Annotated in this window: 28 protein-coding genes and 2 pseudogenes; 12 read left to right on the top strand and 18 right to left on the bottom strand. The window is 34.0% G+C overall.

Annotated elements, in window-relative coordinates:
• Positions 1-2 precede the first annotated feature (2 nt).
• Positions 3-1,367: a DNA phosphorothioation system sulfurtransferase DndC gene (gene dndC / locus J3D55_RS11415; protein WP_259131174.1), complete on the bottom strand. Its 1,365-nt coding sequence runs from the start codon at positions 1,365-1,367 to the stop codon at positions 3-5.
• Positions 1,368-1,862: 495 nt separating this feature from the next.
• Here dndC and J3D55_RS11410 point away from each other — a divergent pair, with 495 nt between their 5' ends.
• Together J3D55_RS11410 and J3D55_RS11405 are read left to right on the top strand one after the other, a co-directional pair.
• A complete protein-coding gene (locus J3D55_RS11410) occupies positions 1,863-2,297 on the top strand; it encodes a hypothetical protein (protein WP_259131173.1) in 435 nt (144 codons plus the stop codon).
• Positions 2,298-2,359: 62 nt separating this feature from the next.
• Positions 2,360-2,794: a hypothetical protein gene (locus J3D55_RS11405; RefSeq protein WP_259131171.1), complete on the top strand. Its 435-nt coding sequence runs from the start codon at positions 2,360-2,362 to the stop codon at positions 2,792-2,794.
• 240 nt (positions 2,795-3,034) lie between these two features.
• Here J3D55_RS11405 and J3D55_RS11400 read toward each other — a convergent pair whose 3' ends face one another.
• From J3D55_RS11400 to J3D55_RS11385, 4 genes are all read right to left on the bottom strand, one after another.
• Positions 3,035-7,294 carry a hypothetical protein gene (locus tag J3D55_RS11400; RefSeq protein ID WP_259131169.1) on the bottom strand — a complete coding sequence of 1,420 codons (4,260 nt, stop codon included), beginning with the start codon at positions 7,292-7,294 and terminating at the stop codon, positions 3,035-3,037.
• A 506-nt stretch (positions 7,295-7,800) separates the two neighbouring features.
• Entirely contained in the window at positions 7,801-8,058 is a 258-nt protein-coding gene (locus tag J3D55_RS11395; RefSeq protein ID WP_259131167.1) for a transposase, read from the bottom strand.
• A gap of 489 nt (positions 8,059-8,547) precedes the next feature.
• Positions 8,548-9,780 (bottom strand): DUF3945 domain-containing protein, encoded by a 1,233-nt coding sequence (locus tag J3D55_RS11390; RefSeq protein WP_259131165.1) that lies wholly within the window; start codon positions 9,778-9,780, stop codon positions 8,548-8,550.
• A 108-nt stretch (positions 9,781-9,888) separates the two neighbouring features.
• Positions 9,889-10,332 carry a JAB domain-containing protein gene (locus J3D55_RS11385; RefSeq protein ID WP_259131163.1) on the bottom strand — a complete coding sequence of 148 codons (444 nt, stop codon included), beginning with the start codon at positions 10,330-10,332 and terminating at the stop codon, positions 9,889-9,891.
• 842 nt (positions 10,333-11,174) lie between these two features.
• Between J3D55_RS11385 and J3D55_RS11380 the strand changes: the two genes are divergently transcribed.
• From J3D55_RS11380 to J3D55_RS11345, 8 genes are all read left to right on the top strand, one after another.
• A complete protein-coding gene (locus J3D55_RS11380; RefSeq protein ID WP_259131161.1) occupies positions 11,175-11,330 on the top strand; it encodes a hypothetical protein in 156 nt (51 codons plus the stop codon).
• A 461-nt stretch (positions 11,331-11,791) separates the two neighbouring features.
• Positions 11,792-12,253 carry an aspartyl protease family protein gene (locus tag J3D55_RS11375; protein ID WP_259131160.1) on the top strand — a complete coding sequence of 154 codons (462 nt, stop codon included), beginning with the start codon at positions 11,792-11,794 and terminating at the stop codon, positions 12,251-12,253.
• Positions 12,219-12,422 carry a hypothetical protein gene (locus J3D55_RS11370; protein ID WP_259131159.1) on the top strand — a complete coding sequence of 68 codons (204 nt, stop codon included), beginning with the start codon at positions 12,219-12,221 and terminating at the stop codon, positions 12,420-12,422. Before J3D55_RS11375 ends, J3D55_RS11370 begins: the two co-directional genes overlap by 35 nt.
• Positions 12,423-12,512: 90 nt before the next feature.
• A complete protein-coding gene (locus tag J3D55_RS11365) occupies positions 12,513-12,635 on the top strand; it encodes a hypothetical protein (RefSeq protein ID WP_259131157.1) in 123 nt (40 codons plus the stop codon).
• Positions 12,636-12,737: 102 nt separating this feature from the next.
• Positions 12,738-13,091 (top strand): nuclear transport factor 2 family protein, encoded by a 354-nt coding sequence (locus tag J3D55_RS11360; protein ID WP_259131156.1) that lies wholly within the window; start codon positions 12,738-12,740, stop codon positions 13,089-13,091.
• Between the two features lie 518 nt (positions 13,092-13,609).
• The gene (locus tag J3D55_RS11355; RefSeq protein ID WP_259131154.1) at positions 13,610-13,861 is read left to right on the top strand and encodes an SDR family oxidoreductase; all 252 of its coding nucleotides are present in this window, start codon (positions 13,610-13,612) and stop codon (positions 13,859-13,861) included.
• 106 nt (positions 13,862-13,967) lie between these two features.
• Positions 13,968-14,558 carry a Crp/Fnr family transcriptional regulator gene (locus J3D55_RS11350; protein ID WP_259131152.1) on the top strand — a complete coding sequence of 197 codons (591 nt, stop codon included), beginning with the start codon at positions 13,968-13,970 and terminating at the stop codon, positions 14,556-14,558.
• A gap of 330 nt (positions 14,559-14,888) precedes the next feature.
• Positions 14,889-15,647, top strand: coding sequence for an SDR family NAD(P)-dependent oxidoreductase (locus J3D55_RS11345; RefSeq protein ID WP_259131149.1), 759 nt, complete (start codon positions 14,889-14,891; stop codon positions 15,645-15,647).
• 55 nt (positions 15,648-15,702) lie between these two features.
• Here J3D55_RS11345 and J3D55_RS11340 read toward each other — a convergent pair whose 3' ends face one another.
• From J3D55_RS11340 to J3D55_RS11325, 4 genes are all read right to left on the bottom strand, one after another.
• Positions 15,703-15,879 (bottom strand): BF3379 family histone-like protein, encoded by a 177-nt coding sequence (locus tag J3D55_RS11340; RefSeq protein WP_259131147.1) that lies wholly within the window; start codon positions 15,877-15,879, stop codon positions 15,703-15,705.
• Between the two features lie 312 nt (positions 15,880-16,191).
• Positions 16,192-16,329, bottom strand: a complete 138-nt coding sequence (locus tag J3D55_RS11335) for a hypothetical protein (RefSeq protein WP_259131145.1) — start codon at positions 16,327-16,329, stop codon at positions 16,192-16,194.
• Between the two features lie 175 nt (positions 16,330-16,504).
• The gene (locus J3D55_RS11330) at positions 16,505-17,347 is read right to left on the bottom strand and encodes a transporter (protein ID WP_259131144.1); all 843 of its coding nucleotides are present in this window, start codon (positions 17,345-17,347) and stop codon (positions 16,505-16,507) included.
• 471 nt (positions 17,348-17,818) lie between these two features.
• Positions 17,819-18,205: a winged helix-turn-helix transcriptional regulator gene (locus J3D55_RS11325; RefSeq protein ID WP_259131143.1), complete on the bottom strand. Its 387-nt coding sequence runs from the start codon at positions 18,203-18,205 to the stop codon at positions 17,819-17,821.
• 74 nt (positions 18,206-18,279) lie between these two features.
• Between J3D55_RS11325 and J3D55_RS11320 the strand changes: the two genes are divergently transcribed.
• Positions 18,280-19,164, top strand: a complete 885-nt coding sequence (locus tag J3D55_RS11320) for an NmrA family NAD(P)-binding protein (RefSeq protein ID WP_259131141.1) — start codon at positions 18,280-18,282, stop codon at positions 19,162-19,164.
• A 71-nt stretch (positions 19,165-19,235) separates the two neighbouring features.
• Here the strand turns inward: J3D55_RS11320 and J3D55_RS11315 are convergent.
• Positions 19,236-19,913: pseudogene (locus tag J3D55_RS11315) on the bottom strand (type 1 glutamine amidotransferase domain-containing protein).
• Positions 19,914-20,017: 104 nt separating this feature from the next.
• On the opposite strand from J3D55_RS11315, the pseudogene J3D55_RS11310 reads away from it, so the two are divergent.
• Positions 20,018-21,168, top strand: a pseudogene (locus J3D55_RS11310) (IS3 family transposase).
• Here J3D55_RS11310 and J3D55_RS11305 read toward each other — a convergent pair.
• From J3D55_RS11305 to J3D55_RS11270, 8 genes are all read right to left on the bottom strand, one after another.
• A complete protein-coding gene (locus tag J3D55_RS11305; protein ID WP_510185683.1) occupies positions 21,134-21,460 on the bottom strand; it encodes a hypothetical protein in 327 nt (108 codons plus the stop codon). The pseudogene J3D55_RS11310 and the gene J3D55_RS11305 sit on opposite strands and share 35 nt — an antisense overlap.
• A gap of 123 nt (positions 21,461-21,583) precedes the next feature.
• Entirely contained in the window at positions 21,584-21,835 is a 252-nt protein-coding gene (locus J3D55_RS11300; RefSeq protein ID WP_259131139.1) for a hypothetical protein, read from the bottom strand.
• A 4-nt stretch (positions 21,836-21,839) separates the two neighbouring features.
• Positions 21,840-22,343, bottom strand: a complete 504-nt coding sequence (locus J3D55_RS11295) for a Hint domain-containing protein (protein WP_259135092.1) — start codon at positions 22,341-22,343, stop codon at positions 21,840-21,842.
• Between the two features lie 274 nt (positions 22,344-22,617).
• Positions 22,618-23,307, bottom strand: coding sequence for a hypothetical protein (locus J3D55_RS11290; RefSeq protein ID WP_259131138.1), 690 nt, complete (start codon positions 23,305-23,307; stop codon positions 22,618-22,620).
• A 140-nt stretch (positions 23,308-23,447) separates the two neighbouring features.
• Entirely contained in the window at positions 23,448-23,786 is a 339-nt protein-coding gene (locus J3D55_RS11285) for a hypothetical protein (RefSeq protein ID WP_259131136.1), read from the bottom strand.
• A 69-nt stretch (positions 23,787-23,855) separates the two neighbouring features.
• Positions 23,856-24,407, bottom strand: coding sequence for a hypothetical protein (locus J3D55_RS11280; RefSeq protein WP_259131135.1), 552 nt, complete (start codon positions 24,405-24,407; stop codon positions 23,856-23,858).
• Between the two features lie 20 nt (positions 24,408-24,427).
• Positions 24,428-24,883, bottom strand: a complete 456-nt coding sequence (locus J3D55_RS11275; protein ID WP_259131133.1) for an intein-containing protein — start codon at positions 24,881-24,883, stop codon at positions 24,428-24,430.
• Positions 24,884-24,908: 25 nt separating this feature from the next.
• A complete protein-coding gene (locus J3D55_RS11270; RefSeq protein ID WP_259131132.1) occupies positions 24,909-25,328 on the bottom strand; it encodes a hypothetical protein in 420 nt (139 codons plus the stop codon).
• Positions 25,329-25,330 lie beyond the last annotated feature (2 nt).

Raw genomic sequence — 25,330 nt, 5'->3', positions numbered from 1 at the left:
TTCTATGATGTCTTACCTGTTGCAAATTTCTCGATACGTCTTTCAATATCATTATGCAATCCGTATTTTGAAATTAACAAAGTTTTAGTCTCTTGCAAAGAGATCAAATTATCAATAAGATTGTAATACTTTATATCATCTTCACAGACTTCCCTGATAATTCTCTTCTCTGTATTATCAAGAGTTTTTATGTTGTTAGTACTAATTTCTTTATTATAAATTTCTTTATACACTTCTCCTACAGTATGGTCAAAATAAAGGTCTCTGTTCCAAATAACTTGAATCGCAATCAATTCTTGATTGTTAATTAATGTAACATCTGGACGATCAATCTGAACATCTCTTTGCACTGTAAGTAAATCCTTTAAAATACGATATCTATATCCTTCCTCATAAGTACCATTATTCTCACCATCATCATTTACAGCCTTCATCCCATTTCTTCTTGTGTCTTTTCGGTTTTCAGGTAAATTTCTACCTTCAACCAATCGGTTTCTGAAGTCAAGTAATGGTTGCATCCAGTTTCGTCCATTACTTACAAGGGCATTCATTGATTTGTCATTTTTCACCACAGTACATGTCCAGCAACCAAAACGGCTCTGTCCACAAGAGGTATGTTTTTTATCTGTTATAACAGTAGGACACTCGTAATCATCTGCACTTGCATCTGCATAAATTTGAAATAGAATTGAATTATCAAAGCCCCAAGGCGATGTTACAGCGTTTATGATGTACCAAACTTCGTGTAATAGAAGTTCCTTAATTGGTGCGTAGGTGTAAGTATTGGGAGACGTTTGATGTTTTGATAATCTACGACCCGCAACCTCATGTTTACGTATAGAACGTTCTCTAGTAGCACTTTCTTCGTATCTGGTTCCCAATAAAACGATTGCTTCTCCCATATCATCAATTTGCTCCAAAAGGAAACTGGAAGTAGGCTTGATTTTTAACTTATCTGTACACCATCTAAATGAATTATTTGGTACCGGGTAACCTTTTCCTATAACATTTATCCAAAATGTCTCTTCTAATTTCGGTGTTGTTCTTTTAACAAATATTGGTAAATCTTGATTTCGTGCTTCCTCTTCAATTTTCTTAAGAACATCCGTTACATAATCAGCCAAAATTGGATTTTCAACCATTGTATCATTACAAACTACATATACTTTTCTTCGTAATTGAAATGGATGTGGAAGTTGTTCTCTAATTCGCTGCAAAGCAATCCAAACCAAAGTCAATAATACAGTAGAGTCTTTTCCTCCACTAAATCCAATAATCCAAGGTCTTTCTGATCTATCAGCATATAAATATTGATCAGTAATCTGGTCAATAATTCCTTCTATTTTATTGCTCTTTATCTTTTGCATAAAAATTTTCTCATTGCATGATTATGGCATAACATGCCAGTCAAATTTATGAAAATATAACGAGAAAAAATAAAAACCACTGACCCATTTTAGGTAAAAAACTATGGATGAACTAATTACATATTATGGAAATTTCAACTTCTTATCATAGTTATCTGACTTCCTACCAGATAAGGGTTTTAAATAAATTCCAATACTCAAACCTTGATTGCTTAAGCATCCTTCTCTCATCTATCAAACTATCATTCTAAAAACTAATTTTCTCAGAATTGTTGGAAATATCAACATTATCTAAAAATAAACTTTAATTTCTGGTAAACATATTTAAAGTGGTATAAAAAATTCAGTAGAACTACTGAATTCTAACAGATTCCAAATGTCTAATTTCGTTCATTACGGTAATCCGTAAAATTTATCTAACAGCAACTTGTAGATTTGTAAGAGTATGACGTATAACTTATATTATTCAAGATAACACTCAAAAAATTTAAAACTATGGCAATTTATGGCGCTGGTTCCAATTGGGACGGAGACGAAATTAAAGATGATTTTTTCGCAAATAACAACTATGTGATCGGATGGGATATTAACGATGCTCAGGATTTATATAATATGCTCTCTACTGTAAAGATTGGAGACATAATATACCTGAAAGCCAATAGACCAGGTTCATTAGATCTAAGAATTAAAGGGATCGGAATAGTTAGAAATTCGCTTCTAAATATTCTTTTTGAGAAGGGAGAAAATTTGTCAAGTACAAGGAACAATTTTGAATTACCTGTTGAGTGGATAGATACCGATGAGTTCTTCATTACAATTCCTTCGAACACAGGAAAATTGACAAATGTTAGGGCTGCAACTCTATATGAAGAATTTCTACCTTTTGTACAGAATGAAATAATTAATAAAATTATTGCAAAAATCCCATAGTTATCGATATAGAAAATCAAATGATTATAATTTAATTCTAATAAAAATTTAAAAATATTGCAATGAGTTACACAAAATTCAATTTAGAAGTTTTAGAAAATATTGTGCGCACACAATATGGTGATTTTGGCGGTCTGATTCAGGTGGATCGAAGTGACAGCTATGATTTTCAAAAGTTATGTACTGATAAGGGAATTGACATGAAGAAGTACTTCTTACTGGGGGTTCATTTTGGAACCAGTTCTCTCACAAATGTTTCAAAACAAGATTCTATTTACTGTTTTGTCCTTCTTCTTGAAACAAAAAAATACGGAAACTCTTTTGATGAAATTTCTGAATATTTAAAAAATAATGACAATAAAGCAGATATACAATCATTTGATTTTCAAGTAACATTCCAAGAATTAGCGAAATGCGTCAAAAGATTTCATTTAGGCTTTGTTTCTCCATTAAGCAAGCATATCAGCGAGTTTACAATAAAGGAAAATATGTCGTAATTTTCATAGGAATAACTATAATATTATTTCAGATTAAACAATATCCCGACAAAAAGTTGGGATTATTTCCCCCAATACACTACATTGACTTTAAAAAAATTACTTAATTAAAATATAAAGTGAATGAACAAAAACTTTACTAACAAATTATTAGATAAACTTAATGTTCAATATGATCCGGAAATAGTACCAGGATAGTAGAAGAACGTTCTCTTCCTTTTGCCACTAACTGAGGACTTCCTAAATTTCCACATGATTAAATAGCCATTCTCTTCTATCACCCTCAACAACCACTTCGGAAATTTCTATTGCAGGCTCAAGTACTTTTTGAACGGCATTTAATTTCTCTGAGGAAGAATTTTCAATTTGTTCAATTAATTCTTTCAGTTCCTGTCTTGAACCAACATAATGTTCCTTTATAGCTTTGATTGCATAGAATTTCACAAATGGTACTAAAATATTGCGCGATATCGCGGGAATATTGCTAAACGTTCTTGTGAAGAAAGGAAATATGTTCACGATTTGTTTTAAGCAATTTGCACTGCCTTTTTCTAGAAAAATACTTCCCAATATACATACGACTTGAAAGTTTCTATTGTCAGCAGCACCATATTTATTTGCTTCGTTAGTTAGTTCACCTACTGTGAATGTCTTGTCAAACATTTTAGTTAAAAGGTCATATGCACTTTCCCACATAGCGACATCAGACGCGGTTACAGAATAATTTCTAATTAGCTGCAACAATTCGTGCGCAAATTTTTGCCCATCTTGATTTTCATTATATGAGTTTAAGACCATTATGACCATCGGCAAAATAGACACGCTAAATATTGTATCTTCCGCAGCGTTCCAGTCGGCACTGGGTTTATTTTTAAGTACTTCCTCATAGTTCAAATTTACTGCCGAATTATATCTGTCTTCTGTTGCGCCGCTTGTGTGAGCTGTTATTGCATGAAATTGAAGAGACATTTCAAAATGTTCTTTGAATTTATGTCTGAGTAACGGATATTGACCGCAGAGAATTAAAACCATCATAACCAGCGTTTCATCGCCAATAAAACGAGCCTCGTCAAATGCACGCAATGTCCATTGGTATGCACCTTCGATATCGCCAACCCCTTCAGAAAAAACGGCCATTTGTGCGAGCATAAGGACATCTTTTTTTGGAGAATATAAATCCGTAAGGTCCTTTGTGTTAAAAAGAAAGATGCCTTGGTAAGGTTTCGTATATTCAGAACCATTGCTAAAGTGTTTCGGAAGTTTGTCTTTTGAAACATCTGCAGAAACATATCCCAAAGTATGGGCCAGCCATGATAAAATCCGAACCCAAAACGGTCCGAATTTTTCACTTTTCAAGCGCTGCAATCTGGTCAGTGCAATATTGAATGTTTTGTAACTCTTCATATATTCTCCATTTTTCCAGTACGAAAAGGCAAGCTCGCAGTTCATCTGCACTTTGTCTAGATCGCTCGCCCAGGGAGTATCATTTGTAATCCTGACAGCACGTTCCATATAATTGACTGCTAATCCACTATCAGAATCAGATACTGAGGCTGCACCATAAGCGAGTGTGTCTGCAAAAGCTGTCTGATGTTCGCAATTTAAATCTATGGCTTTTTTTAGCCAAGCCACATTTTTTGGATTTATTTTGTCATTGTAGTAGAGTTTTCCCAGATTCTCATATACCAAATATTTGGCTTCGGTTGTAAGGAATTTTTCGCTCCATTCGATTGTCATCGCTTCCGCTTTTTCCGCGTCGAAAAATATTTGAAATTGCAATGCGATTCTTTCCTTAAGCATGGTGGCAGCAAAAACTTCCAAGCCCTTCTGGTCGAAATAAGACACTAGCATATCAAGTCTCGTTGCCAGACGCTGAGGATCAAAGGGGATCTGCTGCTTTTCATATGTTACGATATGATCTGCTAAGACAGTGATTCCAGCTTCGGCAATTTCGTTCTTGTAAAAAGAGTCGCCGGTAACTTTTTTATAAATCTCTGCCAATTCTAGCCACTTGGCAACTTCATCATTAGTGGTTATCTCCTGTAATGGCATCCATACAAATCCTTCAATAAGTTGATTTGTCGCAATATCTTTAAATGAATCCGGTAATTGTTCAATATTTTCTAAAACGAATTTGGCGTAGGACAGGTATTGTCTTGTGTCGGCCACACCATTGTTTGCCAAAATAAGAACTAGTGTAATCGTCTTTTCTACAGCATCATCAATTTCGGAAATAATCTTATCGAGCCTGTGTTCAAGTAAATCTACATTTTCACCAAGGCTTTTACGTAGCCTTATTTGTTCAGTAGTGATGTGTGATTTAATACTGTTCGACATCTCCTTTGGCATCTCTGTTCCGTTCCAATAGTCGAGATATCCCCAGTTATATAGGCTCTTAGCCGCTTCGTCATTCTGCGCTGCTCGTAATAGCTGTAACAGGACGATGGCTGCCTCGTTGTAGCTTTGAGCTTTAATAAAATTGGTAATTATACGAGAAGCACTTATTAGATTAACGTTTTTCTTTTTAAGGATTGAACGTGCAATTGCGCCGTAAGTAGATTTCGCTGTTGCAGCACTAAGGTTACGAAGTCCAAGGTCATGTATTAAGGGTGAGGTTTTATACGTTGATCCAGATTCCTCTATCCAAACGTTGGTAATACCTCCAAATTTTTCAAATGCCGACTCGATTTTGTCTTCCGCCTCACTTATTGCAGTGACCACGTCAAATTCATAACCCCAATGAACTAATGTTAGCCTATATAGCAATTCTTTCGTTTGCGGGTCGGTAATAAAACTTGTGATGGTTGATTGCGCATCCTTAAAAATTTCAGTTGAGAATTCCTTACTAAATAATTTCTCAAATACTTCCGTAGAATCCTTTCCCCAGTTTATAGCATTAAGTCTGTTGACAATAGTTGAAAGTATTTGAGGGTTTCGATGGCTTATAGATGCAAAAAGTTCAGCAAACTTTAGTACATGCTCTGGAGCACCATTTTTAACAAGAAGTTCTTCAACTTCACTGTCAGTAAAAGTAAGATCATTATATTCCTGAAAAGTGCCGTTAGGGATTGCGTTCATAACAGATGCAGGAATTTTATGATTTGACGTCGTCAGGAGTCGTAGTTGTTTCTCTTCCAGCTTTGAGGCGAATGTTATTAAAAGTGTCTTTAATGGATCTGTGTTTTTTATTTCTGGAAGATCGTTTATAACAATTATAGCTTTTCTTGGTAGCCTGCCAAATACTGCGTAAGTCCAAGCGTTTCTGTCATTAGTTACCGGGATACCTGAGAGTGATGCCAGTAACCCTTCAATCAGCAATGCCGATTTTTCGGATGAATCTTTATATTCTCGAAGCTCGATCCAATAAATATTTTCGATTGTTCTGCATGTCAAAGCTGCAAATTGTGTCTTCCCTGTGCCGTTAATTCCTTGCAGATTAATCCACGGTGTCTGCTCAAATAACGCAAGTAATGCTGTAGTTTTTTTTTCGCGTAGTGATCCATTCCTTAGTGTAGCAGGTGGTGTTGATGAAATATTTCTCAATCGCACCTCAAAAACATTGTCCATTTTTTTTACTCCCAAAACATCCTCAGCCAATGACTTAATCTGATCTAACGAAGCTGTAACAGTATTTTCCAAAGCTGAAACCCTGCCTTGCAGGCTATCCAGCAATTCTGAAATGAGTAAAGATATTGTCTGATCTTGGGGATTCAATGCTGGTAATAAACCTTGTGCTTTTAATATTTCAATATCTAGTTTCTTGGCTGAGCTATTTGTAAGAAGCTTGAACACATACATGAAAAGCCTTTGATACAAGAGATCAACGTCAATAGTCTGTGGGACATGCGGTGAAGCTGAAATCATATTTTTAACATCTTCACTAACTTTTTCAGCATCTGGGCTTTCAAGACTCCATTCAAATTCTTTTATAAATTGCAGTAAAAATGCGGGGTTTTCGAGCAAAGTTTTAAAGTCGTTCCATAGGTTTTGGATAGGTATTTCTTTATCAGTCGTTTTAGATTGATCGGTGATTTTTTTTACAAGAAATTCCTGGATAACAAGTAATCGATTGTCGGTGACCGACACATTTGTTTCTGCAAAAATTTCTTGCCATGCGACAATAGCACTTTTGCCGTTTTGCCATAATGCGGGACGTTCAATATTATATCCCGCATTGGAAACAAACCGAAACAATAATTTTTGTGTTGGGTTGTTTTGCTTGTGCGCAAAAAAATTAAAAAGAAGTTCGAGTGCAAGTTCCGTATTTAGTGATATACTAGATTGCCTAAACTTTACTTGCTCTAAAACACGAGACTCGATGCGATCTGCAATGCCTTCTTTAACTTGGTCAATATCTTCACCTTTTTCGAGTTCTAATATTTCATCATCCGCTAGATTTAACCAACGTAATATTGTGGTGTCAACCTGATATACAAAGCCTCGTATCGTGCTCCATGCATCTCTGTTTGTAATCTCTTTGAACTTATTTTTATTTGCCATATTTAATTCAGTAATGTAAAAAGGCTTCCATGCGGAAGCCACTTATTAAATTAATGTGCGTTACCATAGCAACAGTTGTTTTAAAGTAAGCATTAAATTGTTTGCAATTTTTCTCATTTCATTTATGTTGTGAATAAGCAATCTTTTGACAAAAGTGCTTAATCAATAGCCTTAAAAGCAGAAACAGTCTTAAAGATATTTCAATAGTTATAAACTGTTTTATAGTTATAATATTGTTGACACAATTGATATACCAAAGATAGCAGTTTAAATTATCATCCAAAAACTATTATATTAAACATCCCGTTTTATCTGCCAATCTCATTGGTTTTCTTGATGACAAATGTTTTCTAAATTGGTAAAAGTTGCGACTAACTGTATGAATTCGATCGGTTGGTTTACATCATTTCTCATCACCACATTGATTAAATAACCAAACTTACTATTTACCTGTTCTATGATTTCTCCTCTGTAACCTCCATCGGCAATAATAATTTTTACAGGATTTAAAAAAAAGCCAGAGTTCTCATGAGAAAACCTACAGCCTTACTATCGTTAATATTGGCTACAGTAACCATTATTGCTAATAAAAATCCGTTTTTATCAACCACCACATGTCTTTTAATTCCTTTCACTTTTTTGTTCCCGTCAAAACCATTTAATGCACGATTGTTTCCCCATCTTACACTCTGACTGTCCATTATACCTAAACTTGGTTCTCTTTTTTGATTTATTTTTAATCTTACTTTTTCTAGTAATTGCAAAATTTAACATATAGAAATAGCTAATAGTCGTACAATATGATTTGATGTTAAACCGATATTAATTCTGGCTACTATCTTTAAAAAATGAATGTAAAAAGTGAATATACATTTATGAATCTGACTTTCTCTTCAATAATCAATTCTAATTCTTTTGCCTCAAACATTTGTCATCAAGAGATAGAAATATTTTAATTCTATTTCATTAACTAAGATTGTAGAATTATCGAGCCTCGCAACCTTTTTTCAAAAACATAGAAAAGCCCTACCCAGCAATGTTTTAGAAATATGGTTGCTCCATTTTCCGCAAAAATGCGTTTCCGACCACAGGGAGGAATTGTATTTTTGCCGCCCGATTTTCATCAACCATCTCATTTTTAAACTCAAACAAAGCAACCTGCAAAGTCAATAGACCTTGCAGGTTACTAAATTTTATATATAAAGTTAATTACTCGTTTCCTATAGAACCCTTAAAACATTTTCTACACTCTCCTATTTCTTCTTAAGATTCGTAAACAAAAACATAATTCTCCCTATTGTCTTATCAAAATTCATATAACCCTGATAAGTCTTGCCTTTTCTGCTCTCCAATCCCTTTATATAAGCCGTCTCCCCAGCCTTTAACTTATCCATCTGCCATTTACGAAGCTTTATCCCCCTGAAATGTGAAGGAACTACTCTTTCAGAATGATGTACTTCGCTAAAACCAGACCTTTTAAACTTATTCTCAAACAAAAACTCCACCCATTGTCTATCTGCATTGAACTGCACCGTTGAAGAAAACAGTGTTCCTTTCTTCGATACCATATTTTCAATAAACAAAGCTTTCCCATCACGAAGCGTTTGTTTCTGCTCCAAATCCAATCTCACACCGCAAAGAACATCAGGAATCCTTACAAACTCCATCCTCAAAGAGATCAGCTCATTAGTCAGCCTGTCCAAACTTATCAATGAAGGAATTATTTCGCCTGTAACCGTATCAATAAGATCCACCACTCTGCCCATATTCCCGGAATCTAAAAGATTGACCCTATCCTCTTTTGTAAACTTATGACCCTTAAACTTCTTCCTGAAATCCACTTTCTTACAAACCCTGTGCACCTTAACAACCAATTCACCATCATCATTGATCCGCAACTGCAACCGTGCATCAATCCGACTTACCTCTTCCCCATCTTTAAGAAGTATCGGAATCAACATTGGTGTTTTATAGCCTTTCAACAGAGTATCTAATGCCTCTAAGCTTTCCAACTTTTCCCTGTCAAGAGCTAATTCACACATCGTGTCCCACGGAACATCTTCAATCTGATAGCGGTATTGAGAACGATTACTTATCATAGACGAGCCGTTACTAGAACCATTCTTTAGAACAGAAGGCTTATTTTCAATGGTTCTCTTATTTCTGATAGCAGTGACCGCTTCAATAGAAACTTCAACCGCTTTCAAATCTTGTTTTTCAACATCCGATAAACAATCAATGTATTCCTGTAAACCTATGGCTGTATCGTGCGCCTCGAATTCCCTCACTTTAAAAAATGAATAGTTGGAGGGATCTTTCAGCTGATGGTAGAAATCCGAATAGAAGTCCATAAAAGAATTCTCTGACGAATCGATCCGCATAACCGTATCAACCTTACTTCGGTCAGGCTGAAAGTCTATCAGATTTCCGTTGTTTTCGATTCCCTGTACAATTCCGATGGAATTGCTACTGTGACGGAGTACCAATAAAGTACTGACTTCTGAAACTGCCGTATGATTTCCTATTTTGTTCATGATGATTATTTTAGATATTATTTGATGCTATTACTTTTTTGATTGCTTATTATTTAATACTCAGATCATCGCATTATCAGCAAATGAAAAATGAGAATCCGACGTCAAAACCACGTGATCAAGCAATGCTATATCGAGTGTTTTTGCCGCATCTTTAATCTTTGCGGTCATTTTAATATCGGCAAATGACGGCCTTAAATTCCCTGAAGGATGGTTATGAGAAACAATGATCCCCGAAACATTGCAAAGAAGCGCCGCCTGCATAATAATTCTTACATCAACCAAAGTCGAAGAAATCCCACACTCCGATATTTTCTTGATGCCTAAAACCTTATTCGCCTGATCCAGATACAGTGCAAAGAATGATTCCCTGTAGTCCATTTGGTCCGCATCAAAATGTGCTCTGAAAATATCAACCGCATCGCGTGATGATGATATAGACCTTTCACAATTTCCTTTTCTTGAGTAGCTCAATTTAATTTCGTTCACAATATTGAATTTCATAATTTCCTGCTCCGAGTACGGCGGAGACCTGTTTTTCCCGCACTTACATAAAACCCTGTGAATTGCAGCTTGAAGGAAACTTTGACTTTTCTTATCTTTTACTTGGTAGTATCATCTTATAAATTGATTTATAAAAACATCTGATGAAGTGGTTTATATAAGAATCTGATTAATCGATTTATAAAAGAATCTGATCAATTGATTTTACCAACATCTGATAAGATGATTTATACCAAGTGAATAATAAGGATCAAAATTTCAATGAACTGCAATTGCATCTTGTGAGGTTTCTGACTTTTTCTATGCAGGTAACCATTCAGGCAGGCACAAGGAAAACTGCAATCAATACTTTGAAAACAATAAGAAAGAACATTGATGAAGGCTTGAAATATTTTTGCGGAGGGTCTGGGATCTCCGATCCCGGATACCCAAAAAGATTTTTTTCCGCAGAGACAACGGAATATATTTGCTATAGAAAATCAGGTATCCTCATATGGAATGATGGTAATTGAACTTTGATCTGTTTATGAAAGAATAAATGAAAAGAGTGAGGTGGTAAGTTTAAAATGTAAAGAAGTTTTTTCAACACCTGTATTCCCTATATTAATTTCCTTACAAAACCATATATAAGTTTTGGTACTATCGGGCTAGACTAAATATTTATCACTTGCTATTTGGGATCAAGCCTGATCACGGACGTTATTGAAAAGAAATCAGGACAAGGACAAAAAGCAGCGACCATGCGTTTTAATAGTCGACTTCTACAAAACGTAAATATTTTTTAACTTTGCCGAATGGAAAAACTGGATTTTCTTATACTAAAATATTTATCAAAAGGCCTAATGATCGGTGAAATATCGAAGTACCTTAAGGACGACGAAGCAATCGTAATTAGTAAAAGCAGCATTGAGAAAAGGCTTACAACGATTAGAAAAATCTATAATGTTAAAACTCTATTTCACCTTGCCGTAATTGCCAAAGAGAAAAAATGGATTTAATACAGCATTGGAATAGTGCCAAGAATAGATATTCAGAATAATAAGGATCAAAATTTCAATGAACTGCATTTGCATCTTGTGAGGTTTCTAACTTTTTCTATGCGGTTAATCATCCAGGCACAAGAAAAGCGGCAATTCAATTCCTTGAAAACAATAGGAAAAAACATTGATGTAAGCTTAGATATTTTTCTGAATGTTTTGGGAAGCTGTGCTTTCCTAATACTGAAAAAGATTTTTTTCAGCGGTAACAACGGAGTATATTTGTTATAGAAAATCAGTTATCTTCATATGGAATGAGGATATGGTCTCACACTTAAAAATTAGGAACAGACCTTAAAACTAAACCCTCAGAACAAAAATGCAGAAGAGATGATCAAAAGACTAAAATCAAAACTTTAGCTATTTAAAATAAATTAATAAAAAACATATCCCGTAGCTTTATCATCTATAAAAAAGTAACCATGACAAGATCAATATTCACGACAAGCATTCTTTTAATATTTCTATTATTCTCTTTAAAAATAAATGCACAAATTCCGTTTGAAGTCAATAATAACGGACACATCATCATCAAGGCAAAAATAAATGATGTTGAGGGAAAATTCATTCTTGATACAGGAGCTGGTCTTAATGCTGTTTTTACAAAGTTTTCCAATAAAATTAAAAACGAAAAGACCAATAATTTTTTTGTGGGACACAGAGCAACCGGTGAAGAATTGAATGTAGATCTCTATAATGCCAAAAGTCTTGAGATCAACAATAAACAATTTAGTGATCAGCAATATACGATCATCGATCTGGAATTTGGAGATATTGACGGGATGATCTCATTGCAGCCTTTCAGAAATACACCTGTCACGATCGACTATGTTAACAAAAAAATCCTTTTTGATAAACCTACCAAAAAACGAAAAAAGTATTGATATCCAAATAGCAGATTATGCAGGGAAAGCAATCGATATTTTTACGTATGTCGAATTGAATAACCATTTAAAGATCCAAACCTTATTGGACAGCGGAGCCGGAAAAAATTCATTTTGGTTCAGTTCAAAATTAATGGAAACCTTTGAAATTGAACAAAGCAGATTTTAAAGCCGTTCCTGTAAAAAGCGACTTAAAAAAGAAAACAATTATTATATTGGTAAGATCTCAAAATTAAATACAGTCAATAAATTACGTAAGGTGGAAAACTTGGACATCGCTTTTATTGATGGACTGATTTATGAAGGGAAAACCAGTATAGATTGGCTGGGTAAAGTTTTAACTATTGATATTGCCAAGAAGAAGATATTTATTGCTGATTAAGCATTGATGCAGTACTGAGATAGTGAAATTACAAGTTTTCTAATGATGAAATACAGATGCTAACTGAAACCGTCAGAAAATCAATAATTCTAAATAAAACTTATGATAACACATTTTGAAAAATTAATTAAAAAAGCATATCCCGCTTTTAATTCCAGAGACATCGATACTGCCCTATTGACATTCCATCAGGATGTTCAATGGCCCAAAGCCTTTGAAGGTGGTTATGTCAACGGTAAAGATGAAATAAGAACCTATTGGACAAGGCAATGGACAGAAATAAATCCAACAGTTGAACCCATTGCATTTAACCAAAGAGCTAACGGCACATTTGAAGTAACAGTTCATCAGATTGTAAAAGACCTGCAAGGAAATATAATTTTTGATGGTACCGTAAAGCATATCTACACATTAGAAGACGACCTATTAAGAAGAATGGATATAGAGACGGCGTAAACCAATAAAATAAAAAGCGACAAGTTGATTTAGTAAGCTTTAACTATTGAATAATTAATTCATCATTGACAAAACTTTAACCGCTATCACTGTAAACTTCCATCCACATAATCTCAAAATGGATATTGAACACATACTTGACAAGATCTCTTCTTTGTCTGAATCTTCTAAGCTGATACTTAAAAGTCACATCACTGATCTCAACTATCCTAAAAATTATGTGATCATTCAACAGGATACAATTGAAAATGATTTTTATTTTATCAAAAAAAAGGAATTGCGAGAACATTTGTTACTAGCGATGGTAATGAAACTGCATTTTCATTCGGAAAAGAGGGCGATACCATTATCTCTTTCAAAAGTTATATTGCCAATCCGAAAGGATACGAAAATGTTGAATTGCTGGAAGATTGTACATTGTACAAACTCAATACACAAAACCTGCGAAAACTATACCATGAAAATATAGAGATCGCCAATTGGGATATCAGAGCCAACATCAAATAATATTATTTTTTATGATTTGTAAAATTCCTCTTGGTATAAAATGCAGAGCTTTGTCTACTGATACCCCTTCATTTGAAAAGTTTATTCCCTTAGAACAAATTGAATCTATAAAAACACACTTTCCAAGTGAAATGCCGATAAGCAGGATTGGGCAACCATCTGACATTGGTAAAACAGCAGTTTTCCTGGCTTCTGATGATTCTTCATTTATCCTTCGTGCCGAAATCCTTGTGGATGGTGGAATGACCTATCTGTCTAAGTAATTGCCATCCTGGGTAAAACGAGTTTGAATAAAAGTACCTTTTTAAATCCCTGTTTTTCATAAAAAGCAGGGATTTTTTTTACTAAATTGCAATAATATATATTCGAATGATGTCCAATTTTGAAGCGCTTTTCGATTACATCCAGGAAATATCAGGCAAACTGCTTTCAGAAGATGATAAGCAGTTGTTAACGGCACATTTCAAACCAAAAAAACTCCGAAAACGGCAATACTTTTTGCAGGAAGGAGACGTATGCAAATATATTGGCTTTATTGTTAAAGGGTCAGCCAGGACATTTACGGTAGATGAAAAAGGACATGAACATATTCTGAAATTATCCTTGGAAAACTGGTGGCTGGCCGATTTTGAAAGCTTTTACCTGTTAACACCAAGCCGCTTCAATATTGAAGCGCTGGAGAATTTGGAGGTTCTGCAAACAACTCATGCTCAAATTGAAGAGTTTCTTAAGCATATCCCTGCCTTTTCAATAATGGCAAACTCGATCAATCAAAATTATACCATTGCAAATCAAAAAAGAATGCAGGCTGCTATGAGCTATACGGCTGAACAGCGTTACATGGATTTGGTCAATAACTATCCGCATTTTCTACAGCGGTTCCCCCAAAACATGATCGCTTCTTACCTTGGTCTATCCCCGGAAACTTTGAGCAGGATAAAGAAAAACTTCTCTAAATAGAGCATTATAGTTTTCCATTCGCAGCAGGCATTTCAATTGCCGCTTCCCCCATCGATAAATATTCCTGAATGTAATAAATAGCTTATCCATGGAATATAACGCGTTGTGAACTGTCTGACTTCGTGTTATTTTGGTTTTTCTTCTTTCTATTAAGTCACTATTTTACAGTTAGTTATTGTATCAACCTAATATAGATCATCCCTTATAATTGACCCATATCAAGGAGGTTTAATGATGTATGTCAATACGCAGTTTGTTACAGCGTAGCATCTTTGCATAGGATTCAGGACAGAAAAAAACTGAAAAATAATTATTAATAAAATAGAAATCATGAGTAAATTAGAAAACAAAGTAGCAGTTATTACAGGTTCAGCAAAAGGAATTGGTGCATCTATTGCCAAACACTTTGCGGCAGCCGGGGCTAAGGTCGTTGTAAATTATGCTTCAAGTAAAGAAGCAGCAAATAAAGTCGTAAAATCCATAACCGACAATGGTGGAACGGCCATTGCGGTACAGGCCGATGTATCACAGGAAGCCGATGTCATCAGGCTTTTTGAAGAAACAAAGAAAGCTTTCGGTACATTGGATATTTTGGTAAATAACGCAGTTGCTCAAGGATACGCTCCTATTGAACAAATATCGACAGAAGCTTTTCATCAGAGTTTCAATGTCAATGTATTAGGACCTATATTGACAATCCAGGCAGCTTTGAAACTGTTTGGAGATAAGGGCGGCAATATCATTAATATCAGTTCGGGTGCAAGCAAATATCCGCTTCCCAATGCCTCATTGTATTCGTCAACCAAGGCGGCTTTAGATGCCTTTACCATTGCTTTATCAAAAGAGTTGGGGAGAAAGAATATTCGTATCAACTCTATATTACCAGGCGCTACAGAAACAGAAGGTGCAACAAGTGCCGGTGTCACCCGCGGAAGTGATTATGAAAAAATGTTTATCTCCAATACACCGCTTGGTCGTAGAGGTCAGCCCGAAGATATTGCGAAAGCTGCCGTATTTCTTGCTTCAGATGATGCAGCCTGGATCACGGGAGAACAGATTTCCGTTTCCGGTGGTATGTATGGTTTTTAGATCAAATAAAAGATCCCTGTTTTTCAAGCAGGGATCTTTTATTTTTATTTAGCCTTTATTTCTTTGACTCTTCAACAGAAACTTTTCTGAAGTCTTTGAACAGTTTGCTCAGTTCAAGCGCTGATTTTCTTGCTCTTGTACCGGCGGCCTTGTTCCCTTTCTCAGATTGTTGAGCTGCTTCAGTTGAAAATGCTTCAAATTCAGCATTAATTTTTTCGATAAGTTCTTTCATAACGTGATAATTTAAAATTAATTGGATGGCAAATATAATGTTTATGCGGATTATTGTATGTTTTTTAAATAAGTTTAGCTGATTTTTTTTATTTTATAAAAAAATTAAAAACCAATGAATTACCAGACATTTGAACCTAACCATTAGTTCTGCAGGCAGCGCTCAAAACGCTGTTGACAAAGGAATCCGCTAACCTTATGGCTTTGGTCCATGAGAATGATTATTACAATCCGGCTCACTTCAAAAAAGGTTTAAAAGAACTTGTTGGAGTTGCCCCAAAAGAATTCCACGGAAAGAATCTGAAAATGAAACCTATACAAATTTTGCGAAAATAAATCCGATAATCAGAGCTACTAAAAAAGCAATAGTGATCAGCTTTAATGCATGACTGAAAATCCCTATCACAGATGCCGGAGAATAAACCGGGTAACTCATTTCGTTGTCCTCCATACTAGTGATTATCGTTTAAGATCAGGATCAGTACAAAGATATTGCTTATTGAACTTAAGTAGAATATATACGGATTAAAAACAAAACTATCTTGCCCTTATTGTTGTCCTGTAAAATGAATGGTAAAAACCATGTGCAAATAGTTTACCCTGCAGAGCCTTGGCATACGCAGCACCTAAAGTCGAAAAGAAGCCCCTATAAAAAAATGTTTTGCAGCTGTATGCTGCAGTCCAAGATTTAATCCGGCATCCAGTTTAAAATCTCTTGCCACATCCATCTGGATAGCTGCATTGAGATAATTTGAAAACTGGTGCGCTTTAAAATTGTAGGTATAATAAGTTTCCGCAATGCCATCCACACCTTTGACAATGGAATGGCTGATGGTCAGGGTCTGTAAAAATTCTGTGTGCATTGACTGTTCATCCTGATCTTTGAGACGGTCTACTTCCACCTGGAATCCGAGGTTCCATTCCCCGGGAAGTTTGTACTGCATAGGGATTATCAATCCACCTTCGAATTTACTGTCTTCATATTTGGAAGTTGCAAATTTCACGTACGGCAGTAATGCCAATGCGAAGTTTCCATCATCATTACCTATAAGGTTTTGTTTGATCCTGAGTGTAAGATCTCCCTGACCGTGCGTAATTGTTTTTTCACCGGAATCAAATTTCCTTTCGCTCTGCTTTCCATACGTTTGGAAACCGATCTGAACTGCTGTAGAATGGGTGAGTCCGACTTTTAGGTTCATTTGATTGATAAGTAATGTATTGGTCTGCAGGGATTCGGATTTTTCCCTTATGGTTCTTATCAGATCTGTTTCAAGCTGGAAGTGTCCTGCATCTACGGTGACAGGCGATTCGGTGACATCGGGACGGTCGGTTTCCATTTCTCTCATCTGTGCGCGGGGAACAGGGTTGAATAATGAGAATTTCTTCTGCAAGGTTTCCTGCGAAAGAATTTTCACAGGAAATAACAGCCCGCAAAGAAGCGGTATTAAAATCTTGTAATTTTTATGCATATCGATCATTTTTAACGTATTTTTTTAGACGTTGACATATTGGATAGATAAAGTTGTGCCGTTTTGATTTTTTGAATAAGATTATTGTTGATAGGTTCCGTGTGATAAATTACAGTTTATAGAAACGGTGTCACAAAGTTCTGATCTGAAAGGTATAGCTTTATTAACAGCAAAGGAAAGAAGCCATCGGTTTGTTGTATGTTCTTATAAACCTGATTAGCCATAAAAAATCCCCAAATGATATGGGGATAAAAACTAATAACCATGAAAACCTTATAAGTGGATTTCCTCTGCAAAATTATAGAAAGTAAATGCATTTTTAGATGATCAATGGTGTTAATTATATTTTAAAAAAGCGTACAAAATCTTAATTTCTCCCAACATTTCAACAGTTGCGATTACTGTCGGTCAGGAAATGAAAAGAATGATACCCACTATGTATATTTATTGTAAAATGTATTTACAGCTTATCTAATCTTTATCCGAATGAAAGGATTTGATAACCTCCTGACGATTCGATAAACCGAATTCAATCAATGTATTAAGTACCGTCCAAATTTCCTGAGCGTGTTTCGTTAACACATAATAAGTGATGTCCCTGGTAGGTGTATATTCAATTTTCTTTTGAATCAGCTGGTGTGCTTCTAACGTCGTGAGTTCAGAAGTCAGCACTTTAGGGGAAATTCCCTCCGAAACCTCGAAAAAGTCCTTAAATCTTAATTTCTCATGGTAGTGGAGATTCAGCAGAATGCAAAAACGCCATTTCCCGCTCAGTAGATCCAAAGTATCTCTCAGCGCTAAAAATCTTTGTTTTAAGATCTGTTCATTTTCTATACAGGGTTTTATTTTCTTTTCCATGATACTTTCCTAAAGGTTAGTAAACACAAATATACTAAACAAGGAAAGTAAATTTGCTCAAAAGAAATTTTACAATGAAAAAAATATTGGTTACAGGTGCAACCGGAAATCAAGGAAGTGCTACCGTATATGAACTATTACAAAATGATTTTGAAGTGTTTGCACTGACAAGAAATCCTCACTCTCCGGAAGCTGAGCTTTTAAAAAATGCAGGTGCCACTTTGATAAAGGGTGATCTGGAAGATGTTGATGTCTTAAAAGAAGTATTTCAAAAAGTAGACGGACTATACTTAGTACTTCCGGGAGTTTGGGTCTCCAGTAAAGAGACCGATGAAAAGGAAGCTGAATTAGGAATCCAAACGATTAAACTGGCAGAGGAATATGACCTTAAATTTGTCTTGTATTCTTCGGTTATGGCTTCTGACAAACAGGATAGATTTCGTCCGAAATTTAAGTTTACCCTTGAAAAAAATTTACTGCAAAGTAAATTACAGGGGGCTGTCATACGACCTGCCTCGTTTATGGAAAATCTTCTTTTGCCAAGCTTTGGGTTGAGCGACAACAAATTCATTAATCCGTTGCCTGAACAAACAGCAATATCCTGGATCACTACAAAAGACATTGGAACATTTGCCCGCATCATATTTCAGAATTATCAAGATTTCAACGGTAAAACAATAGATTTTGGCGGAGAACTTTTTACGCCCAGACAAATTTTAGAACTGCTGGAGAAAAAATTGAATCAACCGATCGAATTTGTACAGGTTCCTTTAGAAATGCTTTATCAGCAAAGTGAAACCTTTGCAAAATTGGTAGAGATGGTCGCCGAAGAAGGATATGGCCCTATTGATTATAATTTTATATCTTCCTGGTTGCCGAAATTGACAAGTTTCGAAGAATGGCTGGATGATACAGGTATTGAGAAGATCAAATCATTACAGTCTTCTAAGGACATGTAATTGAGATTTAATTTATAATAGGAAAGCGGCAAAAGCCGCTCCCTATTATAAATTGCTGTGTTGGATATCTTTTAGATAAGTTTTAGTAACTCTTCTGCCACTTTTTCAGAAGAGGCAGGATTTTGTCCTGTGACCAATCTTCCGTCAACTACCGCATAAGGACTCCAGTCTTCGATCTTACTGAACACGCCGCCATTCTTTTTCAACATATCTTCAACCAAAAAAGAAATAACATCAGTCAGTTGCACCGCCTCTTCCTCTGTATTGGTGAATCCTGTGACATTTTTACCCTTCACCAGATATTCACCGTCTATTTTTACATCTTTCAAAACTCCCGGTGCATGGCAGACAAATGCTACAGGTTTATCACCGGTATAAAAATCACCGATAAGCTGTTGGGATAATTTGTCTTCAGCCAGATCCCATAAAGACCGTGACCACCCGGATAAAATACCGCATCAAAGTCTTCACTTCTGACTTCCGATAATTTGTGTGTGTTTTTAAGTTTGTCCTTCAATACCTCATCATCATCCATTCTGCGTAGCATCTGTTTGAGAGGAAGGATCTTCACTTTTCGGATCAATTGGCGGTTGACCTCCCTTTGGAGATACAAGCGTTACCTGCGGATTAATATCTCCTAATTTGTTTATTATATAAAAATGATCAGCAAGATGACTTGTAAAACCTGATGCTTTATTTCCTAATGTATTTTTAATAGCACTTGCCCATTCACAATTGTTATGCACCAAATTCCTTTCTCAGAAACACAATAATTCTGATTGCCTTCAACTTCAAAGTTATAGACTTTTACTTTTGACTTTCTCCCAAAAAACCGGATCAGTTAAAAGTAGAGATTTTCAAGAAATACTTAAATTTAAATAAAGAAAAATCTAATGAAAAGAGCAGATTTACAGAGAGTCAGATCATTTTTGCATTGAAGCAGTCTGAAGCGGGGGTGAAAGTTGAAGAAGTTTGTCGTAAAATGGGTATATGTGAGGCAACTTTCTACAATTGGAAGAAGAAATTCGGAGGTTTGGGGATTACAGAACTTCGTCGTTTACGCCAATTAGAGGAAGAAAACAGCCAACTCAAGAAGTTGGTAGCTGACCTAAGCCTGGATAAGCAGATTCTCTAGGATGTGCTGAAAAAAAAGTTCTATAGCCGGTTCAGAAGCGTGAACTGGCAAGAGTTATACAAAATGATTACAGAATTTCACAGAGAAGAAGCTGTCGATTGATATTTTTACAATCCAGTGTTTATTATTACCATCCACATCGACGGGATGATACAGCACTTAGAATGCGACTGATAGAATTATCAAACATCCGTGTTCGCTATGGTATTGAGCGTTTACATGTTCTGCTCAGACGTGAGGGTTGGAAAGATAATCAAAAACGGGTTTACAGAATTTATTGTGAAGAAGGGTTAAATCTGAGACGAAAACTAAAAAAAAGAATAAAATCGTTAAGATCCAGAATTCCTACCGATGGTAAAGCCTCTACTTTACATGAATGCTGGAGCATGGACTTCATGAGTGATGCCCTCTTTGACGGGAAGAAGTTCAGGGTTTTAACTTTAGTGGATAATTATAGCCGAAAATCTTTGGCGATCCATTGCGGAATTTCCATCAAGAGTGAAAATGTTGCAGAGGTATTAAAAAATGTTACCTTTGAACAACAGGCTTCTCCTAAGCGGATTAAAATTGATAATGGACCTGAGTTTATCAGTAAGGCATTAGATAGATGGGCTTATGAAAAGAAAATAGAACTGGAGTTCTCAAGACCGGAAAAACCTACTGATAATGCATTTATTGAGAGTTTTAACGGATCATTCCGGGACGAGTGTCTTAATGTAAATTGGTTTCTTTCCTTAGAAGATGCACAGCAGAAGTTAGATGTCTGGAGAGAAGATTACAACGGCTACAGACCTCATAGTTCGCTAGGGAATTTAACACCAAATGAATTCATCATTAACAGTCAGAAAAAACAAATTTCTCTAATTTAGACTGTTCCATATATCGGGAGGAGGTCAGTGCAACAGCTTCATTAAATAGCTTATTGTTCATTATATCTGTTCCTCTTAATTCAAGCATTGTTGCTCCATGACTTTTTGCTTCATTAAACATTGTTTTTAGTAATAAATTAAGGTCAGTTGACTCTTGTGCTTTCGCTAATAATGAAATAGACTTTGTATATGTATTTCCAGAAATATAGTTTTTTGAATATACAAAATATTGCCCTTCCGCATACAAGTCATCTGTTAAACCTAAAAATGTTTCGCAATTGTTATGCACCAAAATCCCTTTTTCAGAAACATAATAATTATGGTTGTCTTCTACTTCAGAGTTATAGACTTTTACTTTCTCTTACATAGAATAAAAAAGACTGTCCTAAAAAAGGACAATCTCATTTATATTTAATTAGTTATCTAATTTATCAATATTGTCAAAAATATTGTCTCTAAATTTTTCTACAGATTGTTTATTATCCTGCCAAGCTTTAGAATTTAATATATAATTGTCTGCTTCTGTAATTGATATTTTAAATTTAAAAACTAATAACATTGTTGATTGCATCATAGATAAATTATCTGTTTTCATGTTTAATATTAAGTCTTCAATATTATTTATAGTATAATCTTTATATTTTTCTAATAATTCTGTATTATTCATGATTTTATAATTTAATTAATTGATCAAAAATATGCCCTGGGTTTGCTGAAGAACTATGGGCTGCACGCTGGAATTGGAGCCTTAATTGAGTAAATCCATTTTCTTTTGCATAATTTTGAAGAACTTTAAAACTTTGAATCATTTGTCTGTTTCCAAATGTATTAGCCATTTCGTTTCCAACGGAACCTTTTGGATAGAAAGCCATTTCAGTTAATTCCAAAGTACTTCCATTTACATTGTGGTTTGCAAGAAATTCAATTGACTCTCCAGTTGCATATTTGAATTCACCACCAATAATATTACCTTCTACCCTGGAAAATAACTGCGGTAATCCACAATCATTATGCACCAAAATCCCTTTCTCAGAAACATAATAATTATGGTTGTCCTCAACTTCAAAGTTATAGACTTTTACTTTCTCATCCAAAAATTTAATAGATTCTACTGGAGAAGTTGTTCCGTCTAAAGTGGTTAGAAATGTACCTTTTGTTAGATTTTTGGCTTCTATTAACTTATTTTATATAAATTCTCTATATAGAAGTAAGAAGAGCAGTTTGTAAAGCTGCTCTTTTAATTTAAATTTTATGATTCTTTTAATGGTATATCATTGTAATTCTCAACTTTAAGATTCAAAATATATTCTATAATTTTATCTACATCAGTTTCTGGACAATCTTTTCCTTCATCCCATATAGGATTTTTAGGATAAAAAGATAATTTACATTTATAATTTTTATCAAAAGTAACAACGAAATTATATTTTACCTTTTTTTCATTTATAGTTAATCACTTACATCGCAACGAATAACCAAATTTTCTTTAGAAGAATTAGGGGAATAACCTCCAAATCCAAAAGAAATATTAATACTGCTTATTTTTGCTTTTTTCATTTTATAAAAGAAATAATGATATGTCTCATATCGGATATCATTGACTACCTTAGAAAGATAATTCATATAATTTAAGGCATCCGAAATTTCATTAAATGTTTCTAATGAAATTTTTTTATTAATGAATTGTAATTTATTAAATACTCCCATTTCTTCACTATCATAAAAAACAGAAATAGAATCTTTATTTCCAAGAATAATGACATCATAATAGATAAACCTTATACCTTTCGAATTTTGAGAAAAATTTATATATTCAAAATCGGGGATATTAAAGATCGCATTTTTAATTTTTTCTATCATTATTTTATTAATAATAAGTTTTCCATTTTGAAATATTTGAAATCCTCCATCTGGATGAACATACGTTGCATTACCAACCCCTCTTTGTTGTATCCTTAATATTCCTTTAGCCTCAGGAAATACATTTCCCATATCCTCAGCAACTAATTTGAGAATTCTGTCATCTGTCCTTGTTTTATCAAGAATTTTAAATACACCTTCTAAATGTTTTATAGTTGCTTCTTGTGAAGTAAGAGATTTAGCTTCAATATTTCCAGCATATTCTAAAAATTGAGCCATTCTATCTGTCCAGCAATTATTATGCACCAAAATCCCTTTCTCAGAAACATAATAATTATGGTTGCCTTCAACTTCAAAGTTATAGACTTTTTGTTTTAATAAAATACTTCCTTACATAAATAAGCAAGGAAATATTGCATTTAAACCATATCTTCTATATCAATATATTGTATTTTTGAATCAGGAAATATATCTTCTATATTACCTATTTCAGAACAAATATGTTCAATACATTCTTCACTGACAATTTCCGTTATAACTTTTTTAATTTCTGGCTTAGTAATATTTTTAGCTATAATCATATTTGTAACAAAAAAATAACTTTCATGCCCTTCATCAAGTAGATGTTTAATATTTTCTAAAGTAAATATTGTAGCAAAAAAAACTTTTTTATTTTCTAAAACAATATTTACATCAATATTATCATTATTAGGGTTTACAATATTATAACCCGTTGGAAAAATTATTTTAAAGTTCATTCTTTTCACCTTATTTTCATCCTTAAATTATGGATAAAGAGTTATTTCATAAGTGTAATAACTCTTTTATTATTTATAAAATCCAGAAATTATATCTTCTTCTGTTTTTAAAGATTGGATTTTATCAATCACATCACTTTTTGTAATTTCTTTTAGAAGTAGAAACCTATTTAAAACAAAAGCAACCTCGGTAGGATAATATTGAACGTATATATCTTCCGATCTTTTATTTGTTGTTTGAACTAAATAATCTAAAGTACAATAAGTCCAAAAGTAAGAGTTCTTGCTATTTTTTGAAATAGCTTCAATCATAATAATTTCTAATTCTTCCCTATCAACTTGAAAATTTGTATAAAACCAGAAGCTTTCATTTTCGGTCAATAAGAATTTATTTTTTATTTCAAAAAAGAAAGTTCCGTTTTCATTAATTTCTGTTGGACTGTAAAAATTAACATTTTCATCTTCATAATTATAATAATGCCCTTCCTCTTCATAAATTAATATATCACATATTAATTTATCTCTATACTTATAACCTCTTGCTAAAGAATACCCTCGCAAAAAACTGGAAAATTCATATGGTTGAAAACCAAAAAGTTCTTTATTTATGTCTAGTTTCATTCAATAAAAGAATTAAATTTTTATTTAAAAAGATAAGGATGCACACTTCCAATCCTTGTTGCAGTTTCATCCATCCATATTCTAACTTGAGTTGTAGTTCCGGATTCATTTATTAGCCTTCCAAAATCCAGTATTACTTGGTTTACTCCTTTTGCAGAAGTTCCAAATGTACCTTCACCTCTTCCCATTCGTAAAGCTGCTTCTTCTAATACATCTGTATATGATAGACCTTTTTTGAACATCTGAGATATCGCTCTTCCCTGCGGATTAATATCTCCTAATTTGTTTATTATATAAAAATGATCAGAAAGATGACTTGTAAAACCTGATGCTTTATTTCCTAATGTATTTTTAATAGCACTTGCCCATTCACAATTGTTATGTACCAAAATCCCTTTCTCAGAAACATAATAATTATGGTTGTCTTCTACTTCAAAGTTATAGACTCTTGTATCAGAATATAAAAATTCCTTCACTTTTTGTGAAGGAATAATTTAGGGTTTAATATTGATCAAAATTCTTATCAATAGAAATATTCAAATGCGTTAAATGTTTTAATATTTCTACTATTATTATCCAAGATGTTTCCTCAAGTTTTAATAGTAATATTTTTTCATTATAGTAAATGTTTATACAACTTTCATTAAGAGTTTTAATGTCTTTGAACATTTCAATTTTTGAAATGTTACTTAACAGTATTATATCTAAGTAATTGTTATAATTATAAATTGTTTGATCTGTTAATAACCACCATTCAATATTATTAATAAAAGATGTCACAATAGGTGTTTCATTTATGGATAAATTAATACTTTGTAAAATAATATTTTGTTTAGAAATATTTAAAGTCTTCCAGAGTTCAGTATAATTCAGTTTAAGTTTACTTCTTCTGAATTTTGCTTCTAAAATTGATATTTTCATTT

Source organism: Chryseobacterium ginsenosidimutans (genome assembly GCF_024807225.1).
GTDB classification, from domain to species: domain Bacteria; phylum Bacteroidota; class Bacteroidia; order Flavobacteriales; family Weeksellaceae; genus Chryseobacterium; species Chryseobacterium ginsenosidimutans.
The sequence above is the reverse complement of the archived record's forward strand: the minus strand, read 5'-3'. Positions and strand labels throughout refer to the sequence as shown.

Bases quoted from the DNA above. Each gene is read 5' to 3' on its own strand.
- dndC (WP_259131174.1), bottom strand. From the start codon at position 1,367: ATGCAAAAGATAAAGAGCAATAAAATAGAAGGAATTATTGACCAGATT.
- J3D55_RS11410 (WP_259131173.1), top strand. From the start codon at position 1,863: ATGGCAATTTATGGCGCTGGTTCCAATTGGGACGGAGACGAAATTAAA.
- J3D55_RS11405 (WP_259131171.1), top strand. From the start codon at position 2,360: ATGAGTTACACAAAATTCAATTTAGAAGTTTTAGAAAATATTGTGCGC.
- J3D55_RS11400 (WP_259131169.1), bottom strand. From the start codon at position 7,294: ATGGCAAATAAAAATAAGTTCAAAGAGATTACAAACAGAGATGCATGG.
- J3D55_RS11385 (WP_259131163.1), bottom strand. From the start codon at position 10,332: ATGAAATTCAATATTGTGAACGAAATTAAATTGAGCTACTCAAGAAAA.
- J3D55_RS11380 (WP_259131161.1), top strand. From the start codon at position 11,175: ATGATCGGTGAAATATCGAAGTACCTTAAGGACGACGAAGCAATCGTA.
- J3D55_RS11375 (WP_259131160.1), top strand. From the start codon at position 11,792: ATGACAAGATCAATATTCACGACAAGCATTCTTTTAATATTTCTATTA.
- J3D55_RS11360 (WP_259131156.1), top strand. From the start codon at position 12,738: ATGATAACACATTTTGAAAAATTAATTAAAAAAGCATATCCCGCTTTT.
- J3D55_RS11355 (WP_259131154.1), top strand. From the start codon at position 13,610: ATGATTTGTAAAATTCCTCTTGGTATAAAATGCAGAGCTTTGTCTACT.
- J3D55_RS11350 (WP_259131152.1), top strand. From the start codon at position 13,968: ATGATGTCCAATTTTGAAGCGCTTTTCGATTACATCCAGGAAATATCA.
- J3D55_RS11345 (WP_259131149.1), top strand. From the start codon at position 14,889: ATGAGTAAATTAGAAAACAAAGTAGCAGTTATTACAGGTTCAGCAAAA.
- J3D55_RS11340 (WP_259131147.1), bottom strand. From the start codon at position 15,879: ATGAAAGAACTTATCGAAAAAATTAATGCTGAATTTGAAGCATTTTCA.
- J3D55_RS11335 (WP_259131145.1), bottom strand. From the start codon at position 16,329: ATGGAGGACAACGAAATGAGTTACCCGGTTTATTCTCCGGCATCTGTG.
- J3D55_RS11330 (WP_259131144.1), bottom strand. From the start codon at position 17,347: ATGCATAAAAATTACAAGATTTTAATACCGCTTCTTTGCGGGCTGTTA.
- J3D55_RS11325 (WP_259131143.1), bottom strand. From the start codon at position 18,205: ATGGAAAAGAAAATAAAACCCTGTATAGAAAATGAACAGATCTTAAAA.
- J3D55_RS11320 (WP_259131141.1), top strand. From the start codon at position 18,280: ATGAAAAAAATATTGGTTACAGGTGCAACCGGAAATCAAGGAAGTGCT.
- J3D55_RS11300 (WP_259131139.1), bottom strand. From the start codon at position 21,835: ATGAATAATACAGAATTATTAGAAAAATATAAAGATTATACTATAAAT.
- J3D55_RS11290 (WP_259131138.1), bottom strand. From the start codon at position 23,307: ATGGCTCAATTTTTAGAATATGCTGGAAATATTGAAGCTAAATCTCTT.
- J3D55_RS11285 (WP_259131136.1), bottom strand. From the start codon at position 23,786: ATGAACTTTAAAATAATTTTTCCAACGGGTTATAATATTGTAAACCCT.
- J3D55_RS11280 (WP_259131135.1), bottom strand. From the start codon at position 24,407: ATGAAACTAGACATAAATAAAGAACTTTTTGGTTTTCAACCATATGAA.
- J3D55_RS11270 (WP_259131132.1), bottom strand. From the start codon at position 25,328: ATGAAAATATCAATTTTAGAAGCAAAATTCAGAAGAAGTAAACTTAAA.